Below are 20,725 nucleotides of genomic sequence, written 5' to 3'. Positions count from 1 at the left end.
AAAAAAAGAGTAAAAAATATGAAAAAAGCTTAGTCTTGGGTTTGTTCTAACCTTACAAGCCTTGTAACATATCCTGCAATTTTATTTCTTAAATGTTTAGTACTTACAGTTGAGTATTCTTGTACTAATTTTTTGTTTTCTTCAAAATCAGTAGTGAAAACACCATTGTGAGTTTCAATTAATTCTTTTGCTAAACGTTTAACAAATGAAGTTCTAATATTGCCCATTAACATTCCTCCTTAAAATTTTTTCTTGCTCGTTTTTACTTAAAATAGTTAGCATATCAACGATTTGATTAACAATATCAACATCAAGATCATTCTCAACAGCTAATCCCTCAATCTTTTTATGAATTGCATCTTCCCTACTTTTATCATAAATAGGTATATCAAGATACATCTTAGAAAGCACTATACCTTCCGCAAGAGATGTTCTTTGAGAAATCAAATCAAATAACGCATTATCAATTTCATCAATACGTTTTCTAGACTTTTTGAGAAGTATTTCAGCATCTTCTCTATTTTCAAAAGATATTATTTCATCATTACTTTTCAAAAAATCACCAAATTGATAATAATATAATTTATTAAAATCATAGTATATAAACTATATGCTTATTTTTAAATTAATGCATTAAATTTCAATAATGACTTCATCATTGACAATGACTTTCCAACAGACCCCTTTGCAATTTTGCCATGAGGAGTAATCACCTCACATGTCACCGCAGGAATATGATTCAAGCTAACGACATCCTCCAAAGCACCAGGGTATTCTGAGCCCGCCTTATTATATATTAAATACTTAACTTTACTGGTTTTTGCAATGAATTTAGCCATAGTGGCACTTTTAGCTGTCGGTTTATATGTACCCATAGCTATATCTTTACCCGGTTTTCCACCAGGTTTTGTACAATGAAAATCACCGTAAGCATCACATTTGAATTTTTTAATTAATTTAACAGTTTTATAAGAAATTGTACCCTTAACATTAGCCTTTTGATTTAAATGAACTCCATTGTAATCCCTTACATTTTTTGCAGTTCCTTTAGGATTGATAAATGGCATAATATAAACAGTTCCCTTTATCGGATGGTCTTCAAGATACTTTATTAATTTCATTGCAGCAATCTGAGATGAAAGCTCATTACCATGAACTCCCGCAGTTATAAATACTACTTTACCTTTTCCACCTTTGAATTTTATCATCGGAGTTCCCTTTTTAGCTGCTTTGACAATTTTTTTAACCAGCACAGAGTTTGGAATGTTTGCTTTAATTTTCTTATTCTTTTTTACATTGGCTCCAGATTTCCATTTATATACGACTATTTTATATGCATTTTTAAATGTCACCGTATTTTTAGATGTGAAACCATCACAAGAATAAGTGACAGGATATTTTCCTGCATCCAATTTAAGCTGAAGTTTTGCAATACCGTTGGAATCTGAATAAATGTTGTAGGTCTTCTTATTTACATTAAAAACAACCAGTTTATTTTTCAATGGATTGTTATTCTCATCAACAACCTTAACTGAAAATGTTGCTTTTTTACCATAGGTTGATACAACATCTTTTGAACTAAATTTGACAACTGAATTTTTAATTTCTGCAACTTCACTAGAATTTGAGATAGATTGAGAAGTAGAGTCTGATTTTAATGAATGATCTTCATCAATTAAATCTGATTGGAAATCTTCAGGCACATTTAAAACAGACTGATTAATATTTCCCAATGTAGAATTGTCCTCCGTTGCATGAACAGTGGAAATAATTAAAAATAAAAATAAAAAGATGAAAATTATTCTTTTCTTAATAATAATCACCTCATATTACTGAATTGAATTTCAACAAAGATTTCATCATTTTTAATGAAGTTGTAACAGTTTTTGCTGTAACAGTATTATGCGGAAGCATTACTTCACATATAACGCCAGGAATACCTTTTTTATTAACATTATCTGCTAATGCTCCAGGATATTGTTCACCTGCATACTTATAAATTCTTTTATTGACTTTAGCATGCTTTGCAATATACTTTGTCATCGCAGAACATTTTGTAGCAGGAGTTTTAGATCCCATCACGATATTTTTTCCAGGAACACCCCCTGGTTGTGTGGTATGGAAATCCCCATATGCATCACATTTATACTTTACAACAAGCTTAACTATTTTGTTTGATATTGTTCCGGATTTATGAGCCACCCTATTGTAATCGGTACCAGTATGTCTTACTTTGTGAGATATGGCTTTAATATTAACAAATGGAATGATGTAAACAGTGCCTTTTATAGGGTTTTTACTTAAATAGTTAATTAATTTCATTGCTGCAACCTGAGATGACAATTCATTTCCATGAACTCCCGCAGTCATGAAAATAACTTTGCCTTTGCCCCCAACAAATTTTAAGAGAGGATTACCTTTTTTAGTAGCTGCAACAGCTTTTTTAACCCATTCATTATTAGGCATGTTCTTTTTGATTAACTTAATTTTAGAAACATCTCCCTTATTACCCCATTTTAAGATAGTCATTGTAATCTTATTTGAAACTGTATAATTGTTTTTTCCAGTTAAATCCCCAACGGAGTATATGATTGTGTATTTTCCAGCAGCATAATTTAAATTTAATGAAGCAACACCCTCAGAATCAGTGTTTACTTTATAAACTTTTTTGCCGATTTTAAAGGTTACTTGCTTTCCAACAATGACATTACCGGACTTATCAAATAATTTTAAGGTATATTTCGCCTTGGTTCCATAAGTACTTTTGATATTTTTTGTAGTGACTTTTGATGGAACCTGTTGTGTCTTTTGACTAGAACTCGCAGTACTTTCATTTGCTTTTAACAAATCATTCTGATTAGAATCAGCAGTCGGCAGTTGTGAAACATTATCAGACTGCTCGATTGTAGATACCTGACTTATGTCATCAATTTCCAATACATTATCGGAAATGGACATATTTTCAGCTGCTGAAACTGCAGAAATACCCATTACTACCGCTAAAAGCAGAAAAATAAGATATATTTTTTTCATAACAAACAACATCCATTATTATCAATTTTTGTTTTTATAACTTGACCTTCATATTTCATCCAAGATTCATGAACATGATTAATTGAATTTTCATCAACAATAGCAAAAAAAGCAGAGCCTGTTCCAGACAATCCTGATGCCAAAGCCCCTGATTGCAATGCATCCACAGCAATTGAATTATTAAAACCTAATGCTGAGGAATAAATTAATCCATTTAAATTAACTGCCCTGAAATAATCTTTTTTACATGCAAACTCATATGCCACTTCCACCAATGGAGACATGACTTTCATACGTTCAACATCAGATTCTCCGGATTTAGAATGAAAATTGGGCATGTAAATTAAAATATCACGTTCTTCCATTTCTTCTTTAATGATGAATTTTCTGTTTTTATTATCAGTAACAACAACTCCTCCAAAATAAGAAGCTGTCGCATCATCAAAAGAACCAGTAATTGTAACTCCTGCTTCAAGAGATGCATCAATAGCCAGATTGATTGTCTGCAAATCAGTCAAAGGACTTAAATCGAATTCATCAGCAATTATTTCAGATGTGACTTTAACGATTGCATTTGATGAAGCGCTACTGCTTGAAAGCCCAGATGCCATTGGAAGATCAGATTTTGTTTTTAAGCTTATTCCAAAATCATCTTTATTAATATTATAAAAGTCAAAAACTTTCCCAACACATAAATCCATTAATGTAGTATCTGCTCCAACATCATTTGCACATTCAATGCCTTTTGAAATTGTTTTAGCTTCACATCTAATGTCCAATCCTATCCCAAATGCTGAACCGCATCCTGTTGCTATTGCATTAATTATTGTTGCCGAACCTGGTGATCTTACTGTTTTTTTCATGATTTAACCTCCTCATAAGGAATATCAACTTCTGAGAAATCAAATGCCCTATTTCTGGCATTCATAGATAAAATTAATCTTAATTCTTCATCATTTACAAGTTTATCAATAGCTTTAGCAATTGTTGACACTTTTTTAGGGTTAATAAGCAGACCCACATCATCAGTGATTATTTCAGTAATTCCTCCAACATCACTGCCAATAACAGGCTTTCCACAAGCCAATGCCTCAATTAATACTAAGCCAAAACTTTCTGAAAACGAAGGCAAAACTAAAGCATCACAACTTGGAATAATGTTTTCTACATCATCTCTAGAACCAGTGAAAATTACATCACGAATATTTTCATCTTCGACTTTTTTAGTGAGCTTATTATATAACGGACCATCACCGACAACTACCAAGTAATAATCACTGTTGGCAATTTTTTTAGCTTCAAGAAGAGAATCAACATTTTTTCTTTTAATTAGATTACCTACAAAAAGAACTATTGGTTTATCTTCAAGATGGAATTCCTTTTTAAATGAATCGTCATTTTTAGATGAGAATTTATTAACATCAACAGAATTCCATGAAATTTTAGTTTTATCTGCAATACCAACAACACCTGTTGCAACAATTTCATGCTTTAAAGCGTTACTAACAGCAAATACACCATCTGCATCTTTCAATACAGATTTGATTGTTGGTCTTATTAATGGTTGGGATTTATACAATTCAAACATGTCAGATCCATGAGCAGTAACATAAGTTTTAATATCATGTTCCTTTCCAACTTCAACTGCCGCAGCTCCAGCAGGGAAAAGATAATGTCCATGAATAATATCGATGTCCTCATTTTCTAAAAGTTTTTCCAAAGCCTTTTTAGCATTCTTTTTAAACATTAATCCTCGAACACCAGGAATATTCAACCCTTTGGTTCCAATGACATGTATTCCATCGATGTCCTTGATTTCATTGTGTGGATAAGTTATCACATACACTTCATGGCCTTCTTCAACCAATTTCTTAGATAATGTATGGATATGAACTCCCACGCCACCAACATGCGGAGGAAACTGACCAACCATAGCTATTTTCATAAAAATAAAACTCCAAATTTCAATATAATATTATATAATGAAATTATTGTTTAAATAAGTACCTTCCATATCAACTAAAATAACATTTAAATCCAAATCAAAACGCTGTTTGCAGCGGTCTTTAATGGCATCAGCAATACTGTTTGAAACCTCAACAGAAATGTTAAGCTCATTCAATATGTCCATCATATCATCGGTTGTCTTTGAATCGAATAATCTTTTAAGGTCATTTTGACTGGCCCCACAAAGTCCAGCATGGGCCACCATTATCTCTCGCCTACCGTCGGCAACAGCATGTTTTGTATTGAAAATTCCACCAGCAACCTTGATTAATTTACCCATATGTCCAAAGAATGTGAATTTTGTAATTCCTCTTTTTTCAGCTTCTTCAAACATGAAACCAACATAATTGCCTGTTTGAACGATTTGCTCTTTAGTGATATCCAACTGATTTAAAGCAAGCTTTTCACCAATATTTCCAGGAACAAAAACCAAATTTTCAATGTTCGAAGCCAAAGCAACATCGAGTTGTGTGACAATTGAGTTTTTATAAGCATCACTAGACATTGATCGTGCAATACCAGTTGTTCCAAGAACTGAGATTCCACCAACAATACCTAGTTTAGGATTCATAGTTTTTTTAGCTATTTTTTTACCCTCGGGAATAGAAATAGTTACTTTAATGATTTTTCCTTCAGGCACCTTATCCTTTAGGTTTTTAACAATCATACTGCGAGGTCCGGGATTGATTGCATAATCCCCAACAGGAATTTGAAGGCCAGGTTTTGTAATTTTACCCACACCATCGCCGCCAGTAATAATAATGTCTTTTTCACCATCATTTTTATCCAATAACTCGACGGTAGATATTATTGCCAAATCCACTGTAACATCAGGATCATTATAAGGATTTTTATGAGCTACAGCATATGCTTTAGTTGATGATATTTTTTTACATTCATCTATAATGATGTCCAAAGTCTTTTTTGGGGTTTCAACTTTAACGCATGCAATATCATCCGAATCTAAAATTGCATCAATTGCAGCTAAAGAGCAGGCAGTAGCTACAGTTCCTGTAGTAACGCCAGTATAATTATCATTAGTCATTTTAAAAATAAAAAAAGAAAGAATCTATAATTTAGATTCAAGTGCGTCTATAAGTTCTTGTTCAGAAGGAGCACCAACAAAGGTTACTTCACCATCAATTACAACAGTAGGAACTGCCATAATTTGATAATCCATTGCTCTTTTTCTGTTGTCAGGATTTTCCATATCATCAATTTTAATTGATTCTACATCAATAGCATCGCCTAATTTATCTTTTGCTTTTTCAGCAGCATCAATTGCTGCAGGACAGTGCGGACAGGTACTAGTTGAAAATACTTCTACTTTGATTGCCATAATTTATGTCTCCTTTATAAGTTAATTTGTAGATATTTTATAATTAGTCATATATAACTGTTACCCAAATACTTTTCAAACGCTCTCTAATAATATTTATTATATATTAAAAAAATAAAAATTAAATGATTAAAATGGAAAATTTAAGAGAAGATATTAAAACAATAATCAATAGTGCCTATCCCTACATTAAAGAATTTAATCCGGCTCAAAAAGCAGTGCTTGAGTCAGGTTATCTTGACGACAAATCAAATTATATAATATGTATTCCAACAGCGAGCGGTAAAACAGTGCTTGGAGTTTTACCTGCATTAAAAACCATCCTAGATGGTGGAAAAGCAGTTTATGCTGCACCACTTCTATCAATTCAGAACGAAAAAGTAAAAGAATTCAAAGCATTTGAGGATCATGGAATAAACGTGGGAAAGCATCCTGCAAGTTCTGATTTATCAGTCATGGTTTTTGAATCATTTGATGCTCTGACAAGATTTTCATGGAATACTTTAAGAGATGTGGACACACTAATCATTGATGAATTTCATATGATTGGAGAGTTTACAAGAGGACCAACTCTTGAAGCTGCGATTACCAGAGCCAAAATCATCAATCCCTCAATGAGAATAATTGCATTGTCAGCGACTTTAAAAAATATTGAAGAAATTGAAGGTTGGCTTGAGGGAACCTGCATTGAACACGACTACCGTCCGGTACCTTTGCACAAGGAAGTATTGGATGCTGAAATGTTCAATACAAAAAACAAAAATGATGTAATCGTCAAAGTACTTGAAAAATCAATCAAAGACGGTTCACAGGCACTGTCATTTGTTTCAACCAGAAGGTTTACTGAAAGCCTTGCAACATACGTTGCCAAAAAAATCGACAAGAAAATCAATGTTAAGCAAAGAGAACAATTCAAGGAAGTATCCGAAAAAATCCTTGATGTGCCAAAAAAGAAAGGGTCTCTTCCAACAAGTACATGTCTTAAATTAGCCGAAAGTCTTGAACATGGAATTGCATTTCACCATGCAGGTCTTTTTAATGAACAAAAAGAAATTATCGAAGATGAATTTAGAAACGGGAACATTTTAATGATTACTGCGACTCCAAGTTTAATGTATGGAGTTAATTTACCTTCAAAAACTGTTGTGATTAGAGATCATACCCGTTGGACAGGCAATGGCCCTCAGCCCATTCCGGTTTTTGATTATGAACAGATGTCCGGAAGAGCTGGAAGGCCACAATATGACGATGTTGGATATTCATATCTAATTGCAAAGACTATGGATGAAGCTTTAAACCTACAAGAATTTTATGTTGAAGGTGAAATTGAACAGACAAATTCCAAACTTGTTGATAATAAAGATGCGATATTTAAACAGATTATTGCTCAAATTGCCTCCTCACTTTCCAAAAATCTTGATGAATTAACAGACTTTTTTGGAAAAACCCTTTATGGGTATCAAATGAACAACAATCCCTCAATGGCATTGTTTGCTGCAGACAGTATCAAATTTGAACTTGAAAGTGCTTTGGAATTCTTACTTCAAAATGGAATAATAAGAGCAACACCAGAAGGGTTAAAAACTACAGATTTTGGTAATTTAATAGCCAAATCCAATTATTCTGTTGAAACAGCAGTAAAAATCAAAGAATACATTTCAAATATTAATGAAATTAATGTTAATGAATTCATTTATGCACTATGTGAAACTCCTGATGTTCCATTAATCTCATTTAAAGGAAGAAAATCCAAAGACCCTGTTCGTGATAAACTATCTGAAGCAGGATTATTTGCAGTAGATATTGGAAACCCTGAAGCGACTGCTGTATCTTTAATGGAATGGGTGGATGAACGCAACGAATATGAAATTGAAAACAAATACAATGTTTACTCTGCATCCACCAGAAGGTCCGCTTATGAAGCTTCACGCCTTGTTAAATTTGCAAAAGATACTTCAGAAGTTCTGGGAAATTACTCCACTCTAAAAGAATTCGACATATTATCTGCAAGATTATATTATGGTGTTAAGGAAGATATTATCCCATTAGTTGTGGGTGTTAAAAGACTTGGAAGAAAAAGAGCCAGAAATCTGGTCAATATATTCGGTACTGATTTAAGTGGTGTTTCTGAAAGTGAATTGCAAAAAATAGAAGGTATTGGTCCTAAATTAGCTGAAAAAATAAAATTGTTTGCAAATAATTAAAAAGGTGGGATTTAACCTCCACCTTCAGCTACACTAGAATCCATTTGCATGTCTTCTAATGCATTTGCTTTTTCTTTCATTGCTTCGACATCAATTTCTCCATCATCCTCTTTATCATAATATGTGGATTTTTTAATGTCTTTTTCATCAAGCAATTCAACTAAATTAGAACGATACCATAATTCGGTTTTATCAAGTTGTACCCATTCTATGCCATCCTGTGTTTTTAAGTCAATGACTTTACCCATTGTTCCAGTATCCACATATCTGACATGAGAATCAAGAGTAATTTCTAATCCTCTTGCATCAAAAACCATTTTAAAACCTATTTATTCGTCTTCGATTTCAACTTCGACAGTTTCAGCTTCATCAGCTTCTTCAACTTCTTCTTCTTTTTCGATTTCTTTGTTTAAAATAACATATGCACCAATGGTAGCAATATCGTCAAAGGAGATTTCAAGTTCATCTTTTGAGAAGATATTTTTTTGTAAAGTTAAATTGATAGTTTCAATTTTACCAGTTTCAGTGTTAAAATCAACATTTTCAACTTTACCAACTACATTTGCATTTTTATCTAAAACAGTAGATCCTATGAATTCTTTAATTTTCATAATATCACCTTTCATTTATATTATAATATATAAATCATTAAATATTTAAATAAAACCATTATATAAATTTAACCATTAAATTATGAGGATTAAAAAAATGGAAAAAGCATGTCGAATTATTATTGAAGATATCCTTGATGGTAAAATCACAACTAGAAAAGAATTGGAAGTTGAAAAAAGACAATTGTGTCGTGATTTAAAACTGTCCAAATTCATGAGCAATGCAGATATTTTGGAATTTGCTAAGCCTGAAGAAAAAGAGATTGTTTCAGGAATTTTAAAGAAAAAGCCAACAAGAACAATGTCAGGAGTAGCAATCGTTGCTGTAATGTGCCATCCACATAAATGTCCTCATGGAAGATGTTTTTATTGTCCTGAAAGCGATATTGCACCACCAAGTTATACTGGTGAAGAGCCTGCAGCGCTTAGAGGAAGAATGTATGAATATCATCCATATGTCCAATGTTTTAATCGCTTAAAACAATTGAAAAAAATTGGACATCCAATTGATAAAGTTGAATTGATAATAATGGGCGGAACATTTCCTTCAAGAGATTTATGCTATCAGGAATGGTTCGTATCACAATGCTTAAAAGCAATGTGTGATTTTGGTTTGATAATGGAAAATAAACCTACAAATTATGAATATAACCTTGATTACAATGAAATTAGAACATTTGAAAATGGAATTTTAAAGACATATCCTCCAAATGATTATGTTTTAATTGACGAAGCTCAAAGAGTTAATGAAAACTCCAAAGTAAGATGTGTTGGAATGACATTTGAGACACGCCCCGATTACTGTAAAAAAGAACATATTAATCGAATGCTTGATTTTGGAGTAACAAGAGTTGAATTAGGTGTTCAAACATTATCTGATGAATTATACCAAAAAATCAAACGTGGACATAGTATTGCAGACGTTATCGAAGCAAATCAGCTTTTAAGAGATTCTGCAGTCAAAGTGGCCATGCACATGATGCCAGGATTATTTTCAAATCAAAAGCAGGACTTGAAAATGTTTAAGCAATTGTTTAGTGACGACAATTTCAAACCAGACATGCTTAAGATTTACCCATGTCTTGTTACCAAGGGAAGCGAATTATATGATTTATGGAAAGAAAGAAAATATGAACCATATAATGATGAGGAAGCCATTGAGTTAATTACAAAAGTTAAAGCTATCCTGCCAAAATGGGTAAGGACTATGAGAATTCAAAGAGATATTCCATCAACCCTTATTGAAGCCGGCGTTAAGAAATCCAACCTTGGAGAACTTGTTTACAATAATTTAGAAAAAGAACACATCAATTGCCAATGCATACGTTGCCGTGAAATAGGCCATAAAAAAACATCTAGAGAATATAATTTAGATGATTTTGAACTATTTAGAGAAAGCTATAAAGCATGTGAAGGGGATGAATTTTTCCTATCAATTGAAGATGTTAATGAAGAAAGTATAGCAGGATTTTTAAGATTACGTTTACCTTCAAAAAATCATTTCCGAAAAGAAATCACCGACACCACCGCACTTGTTCGTGAATTACACGTTTATGGAAATATGATTAAAATAGGTGGTAAAAATCCTAAAATTGGCCAACATACCGGATTTGGTGAGAGATTACTTAAAGAAGCTGAAAATATTGCTATTGAAAATGGAAAAGATCAAATGGCAATCATCAGTGGAATCGGATCTCGAAATTACTATCGTAAATTTGGTTATGAAAAGATTGGTCCTTATATGATGAAAACATTATTATGAAAATATTTAAATAATATGTTCGTATATATACTAACTAATTGAGAGAGTGTTATTATGTATAATATAAAAAATTCAAAACAATTAGCAAGTTTAATTAACTACACTAATTTGAACAATATGATTACTGAAAGTGAAATGAAGGAATTTCTCGAAAAAGCAAAGGAATTAAACTTTAATTCAGTAGTTATTTCACCAACATATGTACCGTTAGCAAAAGAAGTATTAGCAGACAGTGACATTAAAGTTGGAAGTGTTGTAGGATTTCCATTAGGTTTTGAAGACACCGAAAGTAAAATTGCAGAAACCCAGGAACTGCTTAAAAAAGGTGTAGATGAAATAGAAATGGTTATAAATTTAAGTCATCTTAAAGATGAAAAATATGACCTAATCGAAAATGAGATTTCACAAATTAAAGAGATTATGGGAGATAAGATATTAAAAGTAGTTATTGAAAGTAAAGCACTTGAAGACTATGAAAAAGCTAATGCTGCTAAAGCGGCTGAAAAATCTGGAGCAGATTTCATAAAAAATTCAACTGGATTTGTTTCACCTAATCATATCTTTGAAAATGTGAATGACATCAATCTTATACAAAAATATGCTCCAAAAATAAAAATCGAAATTTACGGCGGAATTGACGAGTATAAATTTGCAAATCAAATATTAACCGGAGGAGCTGATTTAATTGGCAGTAACAAAGGTTATGAAATCGTCAAAAGATACAAGGATTTAAGAGAAAACACTCAAGTAAAACCCAAACCAATAACACTAACCAAAAAGGACTGAATTAAAAAAAAACCCATCACCAAAATTAATTTTTTAAAAAAAAACTGATTTTAAAATAATTGCTAAAATAAAACAAAATTAGTAAAATAGAATGCCATGGGCCGGACTTGAACCAGCGACATCCAGATCTTCAGTCTGGCGTTCTCCCATCTGAACTACCATGGCATATGGACCGAACGAGATTCGAACTCGTGATCTCCTCCACGTCAAAGAGGAATCATACCCCTAGACCACCGGTCCTATACAACATAATATAGTTAGGTTAAACTAATATATAAAGTTTTCTCAGTTGTGATAGAACAAGAAGTGAAAAAAAATAAATTTGAATAAAATAAAAAAAATTGACCAAGAAAATGGCCAATAGATTTTATTATATAAAGCTTTTTTTGAAAATAAACAACTAACAAATCTATTTGATTGCTAATTTGATATCTTCAGCTTTTACAGTTTTTCTACCAGCGTGGCGTGCGAAATTTACAGCTTTTTGTGCGATTTCGTCACCTTTTTCTTCTAATGCTTCAGCTAATGCAATTTTTGCATCATCACTAATTCTTTGTGCGCCAGCATTTTTTAAGATACGACCGACTGGTGCGATTGGTAATTCACTCATAATTACACCTCCAATTAAAAGATAGTACCCAATAGTATATAAAGGTATCGGTAAAACTCAATATTAATCGCTCATATTATACCATATGAACTATTAGAATATACTTTTGAATATTGAAAAAAAATATAGATATTATAAAAATTTAAAGGTTAAAAATTAACCTTAAAATAAAAATAAGAATACTTAGAAAAATTAAAAATTTTTCCTACAATAATTCGCTTTTAAGATAAGTTGAGGTGGCTTCAGTGATTTTTACATCAACAAAAGTTCCTAATTGAGCATCATCAACAATCACTGGAATATATGAATTTGTTTTAGCTATAAATCCACCTTTTGAACCTTTTTCTACAACAAGCACATTTTGGATAGAATCAATTAATTCCTTGTTTTCATCTTCAGTTATCTGTGATTTGATTTGAGATAAAAATTTTGATCTTTTCTTCATTACATCACGAGGAATCTCTTCAAGTGATGATGAAATTGCTCCTTTCCTATGTTGGTATTTTGACAAATGTATCAGACTTGGTTTGATTTCTTCAAGCAATTTTACAGTTTCATCAAAATCATCGTCACTTTCTGTCGGATAACCTACAATAATGTCGACTGCAAGTGCAATGCCCGGAATTTCATTTTTGAATTTTGAGACAATATCCTTATATTGGGAGATATTATGACCTCTTCTCATTTCAGAGAGTACCTTATCACTTCCACTTTGCACCGGCAAATGTATAAAATCATATACCTTCGGATGTTTCATCGCATCGATTATTTCTCCAACATCATTTAAAATATTTTTAGGATGCATCATTCCAACACGAACTTTAAAATCTCCTTTTAAATTAGCCACTTCTTTAATTAAATCAGATAGTTTTTCACCACTATCCCGACCAAATGCTGCAGTATCCTGAGCAGTTAACTGTATCTCACATGCCCCATTATCAATAGCTCTTTGCGCTTCAGCAACAATATCGGCAATTGGATAACTGTTTAAAGGTCCACGAGCAAAACGAGTACAGCAAAATGTACATGCTCCAAGACAACCTTCACAAATTTGAATGATATGAATTAAACTATCATCCATCACTTTTGGAACATTAACTTTAGATTCTTTAGAAAAACCTGTTTCACGAACAATATCTCCACAATAAGTGGAATTAACGACATCAGCAGATTTGTTTAATTGATGCGGACCAATCCAAGAAATGTTCGGACCAATCTTATCCAATTTTTCAGGATCAATTTCAACCATACATCCGCCAACAATGATTTTCTTATCAGGATGTTCCTTTTGAAGTTTCTGAATCCTATAGGTCATCTTATCTTCAGTAGGCAACTTAACATAACATGTATTCACAATAACAACATCTGCTTCCTCAATACTGTCAACAATATCAATATCATTTTCCTGCAGATTTCCTGCAATGATTTGTCCGTCAGCCTGATTAAAAGTACAACCGTAAGATTCTATAAAAACTTTCATTTTATCCCATTATTCTGTTTTTTTGAAAATATTTTTTGTTAAATCATAATCATAATTATTGAATTTAACCGGTTTTGAATAAACCCTTTTAATTACATTCGCTTTTGCAAAACCAGAAGTCAGTTTTCTTTCCTGAGTTTTAATAACATGCACTTTAACTATGTGTTTGTCAATTTTAACAACATCTCCAGGTGCTATTTCAAAATCTCTTTCAAGGTCAAGCTTATAGGAGTCAACTTCACCATGCAAATCCACTGAAAACCCAATACGTGCAGGAATTTCAACAGAAGCTGCCCAAATAGTTTTAACATCTTCCAATTTTGATTCGTTTACCCTTTTATCTGCTACTTCAATACCTGAAACTTCAACCTGACCAAATTCGGTTAATAAATTATCACCAATTCTAAGTTCATCGCTTGGAGATAAATCAATTGTAGTTTTATGAGATTTATCCTGCTCGGAAATGATTAGTCTGTAAGGTCTAGGTTTTTTTAATGAAATAATATCCTTGAAAACATGACCGCAATCTTCACATTTAAGCAAATATTCCTCAGTTAATTTTTTCTTTGTTGTTTTTTGTTTTGAATTTAAAATTTCAATGTCATCTGAACCACAAATTGGACAATCCATTTTCACACCTCCCTAATCAGAATCATTTAAATAATGGTTGACTAATCCACCATCCTCTAAAATAGACAACATGAACTCTTTAAAGGGTTCAAATGTCTTTGACTCGCCAGTGGTTTCATTAACTAAAGTTCCTTTTGACAAATCAATACTGATAATGTCTCCATCATTAGCCCCAATATCTGAAACGATAACCGGAAGTCCAATATTAATCGCATTTCTGTAAAAAATTCTTGCAAATGATTTTGCAACAATTGCACTTACCCCTGCTGTTTTGATAGCTACCGGTGCCTGTTCACGGGATGATCCACAACCGAAGTTCTCATCAGCGACAATAATATCTCCTGATTGAACGTTTTCAGTGAAATCCGGACGTTCCCCCTCCAAGACATGGTCCGCCAAATCCTGAGGATTGAATGTTCTTAGATATCTTCCAGGAATGATTACATCCGTATCGATATTTTCCCCGAAAGTCCATGTTTTTCCTTTAATAATTTCCATAAATATCACTATAAAAAAATTGATTAATAAAAAAACGAAGTATTTGGGAGGCCCCAAATACAAAATAAGTTATTAGGTGATTTTTCTAAATTTTAATTATTCACTTTTTTGTTTTAAAGGTTGAGCGAATTTTTGCTCTACACTTTCACGATACATTGAATTCATGGTACAGAACGGAATGATTCTTCCATCAGGAGTTGCATAATGAATAACACATTTTTTAACTCTGTCTTCATCAAAGTTGAATGGATCCATGAAGTGCATGCATGAAATGAGCATTGAATCTTTTGAGAAATCTCCTAATGCATCGTAAGAACCTTTTGCAAAAACGTTTAATAAAATCTTTGTAATATCAAGATTTTCAGGAGTTCTGCTAGTGTGAACCATCTTTGGAAGATTACCGGTTAAACCTGCTAAAACCCTTTTACGTGAACCGAACTTACCTGATTTAAGTTTTTCATTATATTCTTTTAATTTATTAGCCAAATCCTCAACATCAATAAAGTCTGTAATTGGAATTAGTTTATCCTTGCCAGGACCTTCAGTTCTGTCTCTGAAGACATAAGTTGCAATTCCACAATGTTCATGACAGTTTAATGTAACTTTAGCTGAATCTTCCCCATCAAGCAATGAAATGAACTCCGCAATTGGTTCAACAAATGAAGGTGGATAGAATGCATCCACTGGAACCTGACCGTCAGTAACTTCCTCAATAGCCTTTACGAAGTCAGGAATAGTTATCCTTTGTTCTTCCACATGGTCTGAAGGTGTTCTTCCTGCAAATGAAACAGGCTGGAAGTTTACTCCATAAATGTTTTCATTGTGGTCAAATGCGAATTTGATGATATCTCCAATTTGATGATCATTTATTCCTTTAACTAAAGTCGGTACAAGTACAACTCCCAGTCCGACTTTTCTACAGTTTTCTATAGCCTGAATTTTATCTGGAAGTAAATCTCTACCTCTATTGTTAATGTATGGTTCTGGAGTTACACCATCAAATGCAAGGTAAACTGTATTCAATCCAGCTTCTTTCAATTCTTTTGCAAGATTTTCCCTTTTAGCCAATCTTATACCATTGGTTGCAATTTGAACATGAGTAAAACCTTCTTCTTTTGCCATTTTAACAAGTTCAACAATGTCTTTTCTAACTGTCGGTTCTCCACCGGCATATTGGATTGCTGGACATGGATGAGGTTTAAGGTTTCTTAAATTCCTAAGCATTTGTCTGATTTCATCCTGTGTAGGTTCATATTTGTATCCTGCAACTGCCGCATTAGCAAAACAAATTGGACATCTTAAGTTGCATCTGTTGGTTACATCAATCAAACCTAAAACTGTGGAGGTTTCATGTTTAGAACATAATCCGCAATTGCTTGGACAAGCCGCTTCACCTTCCACACAAGGATTTTCGACTTTTGTTACTGTTGGAATGAAATTTTCCATTTTATCATATAGTTTATCATCACTCCAATATGTATTTACAAATTCCCCATGTTCATCACATGTTTTTTTAATTAAGATTTTGCCGTCTTCGTCGTAAACTTCTGCATCAAGAGGTTTACCACATTCCGGACATAAACTTTTTGTATCTTTTATTTTCAAAAAATCACCTTTCTAGCAAAATTGCAATACTAGCATAAACTTTATAATATTATATATTTAAATTATTGTCATATTTAAAGTTAATTAATATTATATATAGTAGTTTAAACAAAGTTATAGTAAAATATATTTGGAGAAAAATTAATGCAAATAGAAATATTCCTACTGGCATGTCTTACAACATTGTATTTTATACTTCCAGCATACTTTTCAAATGGCGGAGCGCTGGCTTTTGGAGGAGGAACACCACTTGACTTTGGTAAAAGCGACAAAAAAGGTAACCACTGGATAGGAGATGGAGTTACATGGAGAGGACTTATTGCCGGAACAATAATTGGTATAATAACCGGTGCAGTACAGGGATATCTTGCTCCAGATATTATTTCAGAAATTGGCCAATACATAATCACCCCCATAATAACCGATGTAAACAGTGGAATATTAATAGGATTTCTATTAGGTTTCGGAGCATTGCTAGGGGATGCATTAGGCAGTTTCTTAAAAAGAAGACTTGGAATCGGCAGAGGAAAACCTGCACCAATCCTTGATCAACTAGATTTCATAATCGTTGCATTGATACTTGTTTATCCAATTGTTAGATTTGATTGGTTATTTTTAGTGATTGCAATTGCCTTAACATTAGTGATTCATCTAATAGCCAATAGCGGAGCATACCTGCTTGGTTTAAAAGATGTGTGGTATTAGTTTTTATAAAAAAAGTTAAAATAGAAAAATATTAATTTAAATACTTTTCCATCATTACAGCTGTCCCAACAGCCGGTGCAACAGTACACTCATCATCAGATAAAATATCGCCCATGGATTTGACTTCCAAACCTAAAAGTTCAGCTGCCTTTTTATCCAAAATATCCTTGCCCAAACCAGTGGTTACGATTAAATCCAGGTTTTGAGTTTCAACTACCTGCTTGAGTCCATCTGCGATTTGTTCAACTTGCTTTTGATGAATGAACTCAGACATCTCAACAATGTCATCCATTGAAAGCATTTCCAAATCAGCACATACCACACGTGCGATTCTTCTTGCACAATCAACTTTGGATTTGCCTTCACCGTCAAAGGTATCGCAGATATAATCCTTTTCGGTGATTAAGTCCAAGACCATGTAAACGTCAGCGGTTTGTGCAAATAATTCACTAGCTACACGATACTGCCTGCCATTTAACTCAACCTTATCCAGAAAACTTGCAAGATTGGTTCTTAATGTACCAGTATATACCAGCTCTCCGGTAGCGGATCTGTCAAAGTCTGATTTTCCGATTGCACATTCCTTACCGTCCTTAATTGGTATGATGTCAGTAGTAGTACTTCCAGTATCTATGAAAATGCAGTTGTCTGATATCAATGTGGCAATTTGAGCGGTTGCAATCCAGTTGGCAGCTGCTGCCTTAAGTGGAGTTTTTTCAATTTCTGCTTTTGAAAGCATTCCATCCACTCCGACATAAGCAATTGGACATGTGAATGTTTCTTCACATTTTTTTACAACATCCAATACACCATCCTTTTTGGTGTCATATGCATCAACCAGCTCTGCAGTCATTGATATTCCCACAGCATCAATTTCTGATACAGGACAGATATTTTCAATCAATTCAATTAAAACTGTTGATAAGTCATCATTATTGCTCCACATTGGAAGGTATGCAAAATCAACTTCAATGTTTTTTATTTCACCATCATTAAAGTCAATTATTGCCAAATCTGTATTAGCACCGCCAATGTCAAAACCAGCTATTTTCATAATTATATTCTCCTAATTTCCAATGATTCTCCAGATTTTTTAAATTCAACCTCACCATCTAGAGAAATATCCAAATCATCAATTGTTGTTTTACCGTCAATCACATCTATTATGCTTTTGGCAATGTTAAAGTTTGTAATCTTTGCCAAACCCACATAAGGAGTTGTGAATCTTGAGTTAATTTCCAAAAGATACACGGAATATATGTCCTTTTCATCATTATTGATTATCAAATCAACACCGACAAATCCTTTAAGACCCTTAATTGCCTCAACTGCATTAACTGCAATTTCAAAAGCCTCATCTTTAAATTTATTCTGATAAGGTATTTTACCTCCAAGATATCTTCCCTTATCATCTTTGAGTTCAACAAACTGCTGGTTTAAGCTGATTGGAATTGCCTTTTTGCCATCTGAGATTAAACTGACGCTGATGTCAACTCCATCAATATATTCCTGAACAAGAACACGTGAGCCCGGCTTGAATATCTTATCCAAATCAATGGTTAAATCCTCAATCTTTTCTATAATTACAATATCTTCACAATCCACGCCCATCAACGGTTTTATTATCAGTTTCAATGGAGTCAATGGGTCTTCTGACTGCCATTTTTCATGAAGGTTTTCGATTGCCCTTTTCCAGTATCCCTTTGGGTCAATCTTAATTCTGAATGATCTTGGCTGAGGCACATTAAGCGGAAGAGACTCATATGTTTCATACTTATCTGATGTTTTAAGGCAAGCTTCAGCAGATGAAGTGTATGTCATAACATTGCTGTCTTGTAAAATCTTTGTAATATTGTAGAGATTATTGTCGTTTTCTGCAGCTATGAAAATCGCTTTATTATAGTTTACTGCATTGTCTGAAAGCCAATCGATAATGTTTTCATCAATGAGTATTGGATTGACATTTTCATATTTTTCAACGGTTTTTTCATATGATCTGTTTATGACCAAATCAATTTCAAAATCAGACAAATCATTTAAAAGTGCAAAAATAAGCTCTTCAGCTTCTGAAATTATACATTTGTCCTTTTCACCGGAAGCAGTGAAATATTCAAATACCAATATTGAATCATTCTCTTTTGTCATAAGTAATCATCATTCCATTTAAGTTCAAATCTTCTGCTGGAAAACGCATTTCATCACCATCATACACCATATGAATCAATGCATTTTCATTTTCTTCAAATTCACCAACAGTTATGTCTTCAGTGACATTTGCCATTTTTCGTGTAAATGAAGTCATTATGTCTTCCGGAGCAGTGATGTTCAACAATCCTCTTTCATAATAATCCTCAATTGCATCAACAGTCAATTTAGCTGAATCCCCCATACCATAAGGGTTTGGTGCATTTCTCATTTTTTCTGCAAATTCCTTATCATTCAATATTCTGTTTGCATTTTCAAGGATTGCTTGCTTATTGGAACCGACAAGAATATTTCCTCCAGCAGTTACAGTTTCTGGACGTTCAGTATTGTATCTTAATGTTAATGCAGGAACATCCAGTGTGATTGCCTCTTCCTGAAGCCCGCCAGAATCTGTTAATATTAGTGTAGATTTGGAAGTTAAAAGCAGGAAATCCAAGTATCCTAAAGGCTTTACAATATGAACATGTTCAAGGTCATTCAATTCATCAAAAAGTCCAAAGTTTTCAAGAGTATTTTTAGTTCTTGGATGAATAGGGAAAATAATGTTCATGTCACTTAATTCCTTTAAAGCGCCGATTATATTAATCACCCTCTCCTTAACATCAACGTTTTCTGCCCTATGCATGGTCAATGTTAAGATATTATCCATATTCTCAATATCCAAACTTGCAAGAGATTCCTCTTCAAAACCTCTTTTTTTAGCAATTTCCAAGTGTCTAAAACAGGCATCAACAACAGTGTTTCCTGTGATAATCAAGTTTTCATGTGAAAATCCTTCAGCCAAAAGATTGATTGCTGATTGTTCTGTTGGAATGAAATACATTGCGGAAGTTACATCTGCCACCCTACGATTCACCTCTTCAGGCATAGTCATGTCAAATGAGCGAAGTCCCGCTTCAACGTGACCTATTGCAATGTGCAGTTTAGATGCAACAAGCGCACCTGCTAAAACTGCATTTGTATCTCCCTGAACAAGTACAATATCAGGTTTTTCTTCTAAAAGAACTTCCTCAATCCCTTGCATCATCAGCCCTGTTTGTTTTCCATGAGTGCCTGATCCAACATGAATATTATAATCCGGAGTAGGTATTTCCAAATCTCTAAAGAAATTATCAGACATTTCCTTGTCATAATGCTGACCAGTATGTAAAACAATCTGATCAATGCCTCTTTTTGATATTTCATCAATAATTGGTGCCATTTTAATGATTTCTGGCCTTGTTCCTAAAATTGTTGCTATTTTCATAAAT

22 protein-coding genes and 2 tRNA genes are annotated in these 20,725 nt (G+C 33.1%); 4 read left to right on the top strand and 20 right to left on the bottom strand.

Annotated elements, in window-relative coordinates:
- Positions 1 to 29: 29 nt before the first annotated feature.
- From IJ258_RS11110 to IJ258_RS11075, 8 genes are all read right to left on the bottom strand, one after another.
- On the bottom strand, positions 30 to 227 hold the full coding sequence (locus IJ258_RS11110; protein WP_292806877.1) for a 30S ribosomal protein S17e: 198 nt from the start codon (positions 225 to 227) through the stop codon (positions 30 to 32).
- A complete protein-coding gene (locus tag IJ258_RS11105) occupies positions 214 to 555 on the bottom strand; it encodes a chorismate mutase (RefSeq protein ID WP_292806875.1) in 342 nt (113 codons plus the stop codon). Before IJ258_RS11105 ends, IJ258_RS11110 begins: the two co-directional genes overlap by 14 nt.
- A 65-nt stretch (positions 556 to 620) precedes the next feature.
- The gene (locus IJ258_RS11100) at positions 621 to 1,733 is read right to left on the bottom strand and encodes a succinylglutamate desuccinylase/aspartoacylase family protein (RefSeq protein ID WP_292806873.1); all 1,113 of its coding nucleotides are present in this window, start codon (positions 1,731 to 1,733) and stop codon (positions 621 to 623) included.
- Between the two features lie 91 nt (positions 1,734 to 1,824).
- Complete coding sequence (locus IJ258_RS11095; protein WP_292806871.1) at positions 1,825 to 3,033, bottom strand: succinylglutamate desuccinylase/aspartoacylase family protein; 1,209 nt, start codon at positions 3,031 to 3,033, stop codon at positions 1,825 to 1,827.
- Positions 3,030 to 3,896 (bottom strand): shikimate kinase, encoded by an 867-nt coding sequence (locus tag IJ258_RS11090; protein WP_292806869.1) that lies wholly within the window; start codon positions 3,894 to 3,896, stop codon positions 3,030 to 3,032. Before IJ258_RS11090 ends, IJ258_RS11095 begins: the two co-directional genes overlap by 4 nt.
- A complete protein-coding gene (locus IJ258_RS11085; RefSeq protein WP_292806867.1) occupies positions 3,893 to 4,978 on the bottom strand; it encodes a glycosyltransferase family 4 protein in 1,086 nt (361 codons plus the stop codon). The genes IJ258_RS11090 and IJ258_RS11085 overlap by 4 nt, the downstream gene beginning before the upstream one ends.
- A gap of 30 nt (positions 4,979 to 5,008) precedes the next feature.
- Positions 5,009 to 6,085 carry a cobalt-precorrin-5B (C(1))-methyltransferase CbiD gene (gene cbiD / locus IJ258_RS11080; RefSeq protein ID WP_292806865.1) on the bottom strand — a complete coding sequence of 359 codons (1,077 nt, stop codon included), beginning with the start codon at positions 6,083 to 6,085 and terminating at the stop codon, positions 5,009 to 5,011.
- Between the two features lie 24 nt (positions 6,086 to 6,109).
- Positions 6,110 to 6,379 (bottom strand): thioredoxin family protein, encoded by a 270-nt coding sequence (locus IJ258_RS11075; protein ID WP_292806863.1) that lies wholly within the window; start codon positions 6,377 to 6,379, stop codon positions 6,110 to 6,112.
- A gap of 125 nt (positions 6,380 to 6,504) precedes the next feature.
- On the opposite strand from IJ258_RS11075, the gene IJ258_RS11070 reads away from it, so the two are divergent.
- Positions 6,505 to 8,583 carry a DEAD/DEAH box helicase gene (locus IJ258_RS11070; RefSeq protein WP_292806861.1) on the top strand — a complete coding sequence of 693 codons (2,079 nt, stop codon included), beginning with the start codon at positions 6,505 to 6,507 and terminating at the stop codon, positions 8,581 to 8,583.
- 11 nt (positions 8,584 to 8,594) lie between these two features.
- On the opposite strand, the gene IJ258_RS11065 is transcribed toward IJ258_RS11070, so the two are convergent.
- On the bottom strand, positions 8,595 to 8,900 hold the full coding sequence (locus tag IJ258_RS11065) for a DUF2098 domain-containing protein (protein ID WP_292806859.1): 306 nt from the start codon (positions 8,898 to 8,900) through the stop codon (positions 8,595 to 8,597).
- A gap of 12 nt (positions 8,901 to 8,912) precedes the next feature.
- The gene (locus IJ258_RS11060; protein WP_292806857.1) at positions 8,913 to 9,194 is read right to left on the bottom strand and encodes a PRC-barrel domain-containing protein; all 282 of its coding nucleotides are present in this window, start codon (positions 9,192 to 9,194) and stop codon (positions 8,913 to 8,915) included.
- 97 nt (positions 9,195 to 9,291) lie between these two features.
- Here IJ258_RS11060 and IJ258_RS11055 point away from each other — a divergent pair, with 97 nt between their 5' ends.
- Positions 9,292 to 10,956 carry a tRNA uridine(34) 5-carboxymethylaminomethyl modification radical SAM/GNAT enzyme Elp3 gene (locus IJ258_RS11055; RefSeq protein ID WP_292806895.1) on the top strand — a complete coding sequence of 555 codons (1,665 nt, stop codon included), beginning with the start codon at positions 9,292 to 9,294 and terminating at the stop codon, positions 10,954 to 10,956.
- A 54-nt stretch (positions 10,957 to 11,010) separates the two neighbouring features.
- Positions 11,011 to 11,742, top strand: a complete 732-nt coding sequence (gene deoC / locus IJ258_RS11050; protein WP_292806855.1) for a deoxyribose-phosphate aldolase — start codon at positions 11,011 to 11,013, stop codon at positions 11,740 to 11,742.
- Positions 11,743 to 11,834: 92 nt separating this feature from the next.
- Here deoC and IJ258_RS11045 read toward each other — a convergent pair.
- From IJ258_RS11045 to tes, 7 genes are all read right to left on the bottom strand, one after another.
- Positions 11,835 to 11,907, bottom strand: a tRNA-Phe gene (locus tag IJ258_RS11045).
- Positions 11,908 to 11,910: 3 nt separating this feature from the next.
- A tRNA-Val gene (locus IJ258_RS11040) sits at positions 11,911 to 11,982 on the bottom strand.
- Positions 11,983 to 12,151: 169 nt separating this feature from the next.
- Positions 12,152 to 12,352: a histone family protein gene (locus tag IJ258_RS11035; protein WP_042691314.1), complete on the bottom strand. Its 201-nt coding sequence runs from the start codon at positions 12,350 to 12,352 to the stop codon at positions 12,152 to 12,154.
- A 205-nt stretch (positions 12,353 to 12,557) separates the two neighbouring features.
- On the bottom strand, positions 12,558 to 13,832 hold the full coding sequence (locus tag IJ258_RS11030; protein ID WP_292806853.1) for a tRNA (N(6)-L-threonylcarbamoyladenosine(37)-C(2))-methylthiotransferase: 1,275 nt from the start codon (positions 13,830 to 13,832) through the stop codon (positions 12,558 to 12,560).
- Between the two features lie 9 nt (positions 13,833 to 13,841).
- Positions 13,842 to 14,462, bottom strand: coding sequence for an HVO_0476 family zinc finger protein (locus IJ258_RS11025; RefSeq protein WP_292806851.1), 621 nt, complete (start codon positions 14,460 to 14,462; stop codon positions 13,842 to 13,844).
- Between the two features lie 12 nt (positions 14,463 to 14,474).
- Positions 14,475 to 14,960, bottom strand: coding sequence for a homoaconitase small subunit (gene hacB / locus IJ258_RS11020; RefSeq protein ID WP_292806849.1), 486 nt, complete (start codon positions 14,958 to 14,960; stop codon positions 14,475 to 14,477).
- 96 nt (positions 14,961 to 15,056) lie between these two features.
- Positions 15,057 to 16,565, bottom strand: a complete 1,509-nt coding sequence (tes, locus tag IJ258_RS11015; protein ID WP_292806847.1) for a tetraether lipid synthase Tes — start codon at positions 16,563 to 16,565, stop codon at positions 15,057 to 15,059.
- A 144-nt stretch (positions 16,566 to 16,709) separates the two neighbouring features.
- On the opposite strand from tes, the gene IJ258_RS11010 reads away from it, so the two are divergent.
- Positions 16,710 to 17,270, top strand: a complete 561-nt coding sequence (locus IJ258_RS11010; protein WP_292806845.1) for a CDP-2,3-bis-(O-geranylgeranyl)-sn-glycerol synthase — start codon at positions 16,710 to 16,712, stop codon at positions 17,268 to 17,270.
- Positions 17,271 to 17,301: 31 nt separating this feature from the next.
- Here the strand turns inward: IJ258_RS11010 and IJ258_RS11005 are convergent, their stop codons facing one another.
- Genes IJ258_RS11005 through wecB form a run of 3 tightly spaced genes read right to left on the bottom strand, consistent with a single transcriptional unit; the run spans position 17,302 to position 20,721 of the window.
- Positions 17,302 to 18,324: a hydantoinase/oxoprolinase family protein gene (locus IJ258_RS11005; RefSeq protein ID WP_292806843.1), complete on the bottom strand. Its 1,023-nt coding sequence runs from the start codon at positions 18,322 to 18,324 to the stop codon at positions 17,302 to 17,304.
- 2 nt (positions 18,325 to 18,326) lie between these two features.
- Positions 18,327 to 19,415, bottom strand: coding sequence for an ATP-grasp domain-containing protein (locus IJ258_RS11000; RefSeq protein WP_292806841.1), 1,089 nt, complete (start codon positions 19,413 to 19,415; stop codon positions 18,327 to 18,329).
- The gene (gene wecB / locus IJ258_RS10995; RefSeq protein ID WP_292806839.1) at positions 19,399 to 20,721 is read right to left on the bottom strand and encodes a non-hydrolyzing UDP-N-acetylglucosamine 2-epimerase; all 1,323 of its coding nucleotides are present in this window, start codon (positions 20,719 to 20,721) and stop codon (positions 19,399 to 19,401) included. The genes IJ258_RS11000 and wecB overlap by 17 nt, the downstream gene beginning before the upstream one ends.
- Positions 20,722 to 20,725 lie beyond the last annotated feature (4 nt).

It is taken from the genome of Methanobrevibacter sp. (assembly GCF_017468685.1).
GTDB lineage: Archaea > Methanobacteriota > Methanobacteria > Methanobacteriales > Methanobacteriaceae > Methanocatella.
This window is presented reverse-complemented; position numbering and strand designations above follow the sequence as displayed.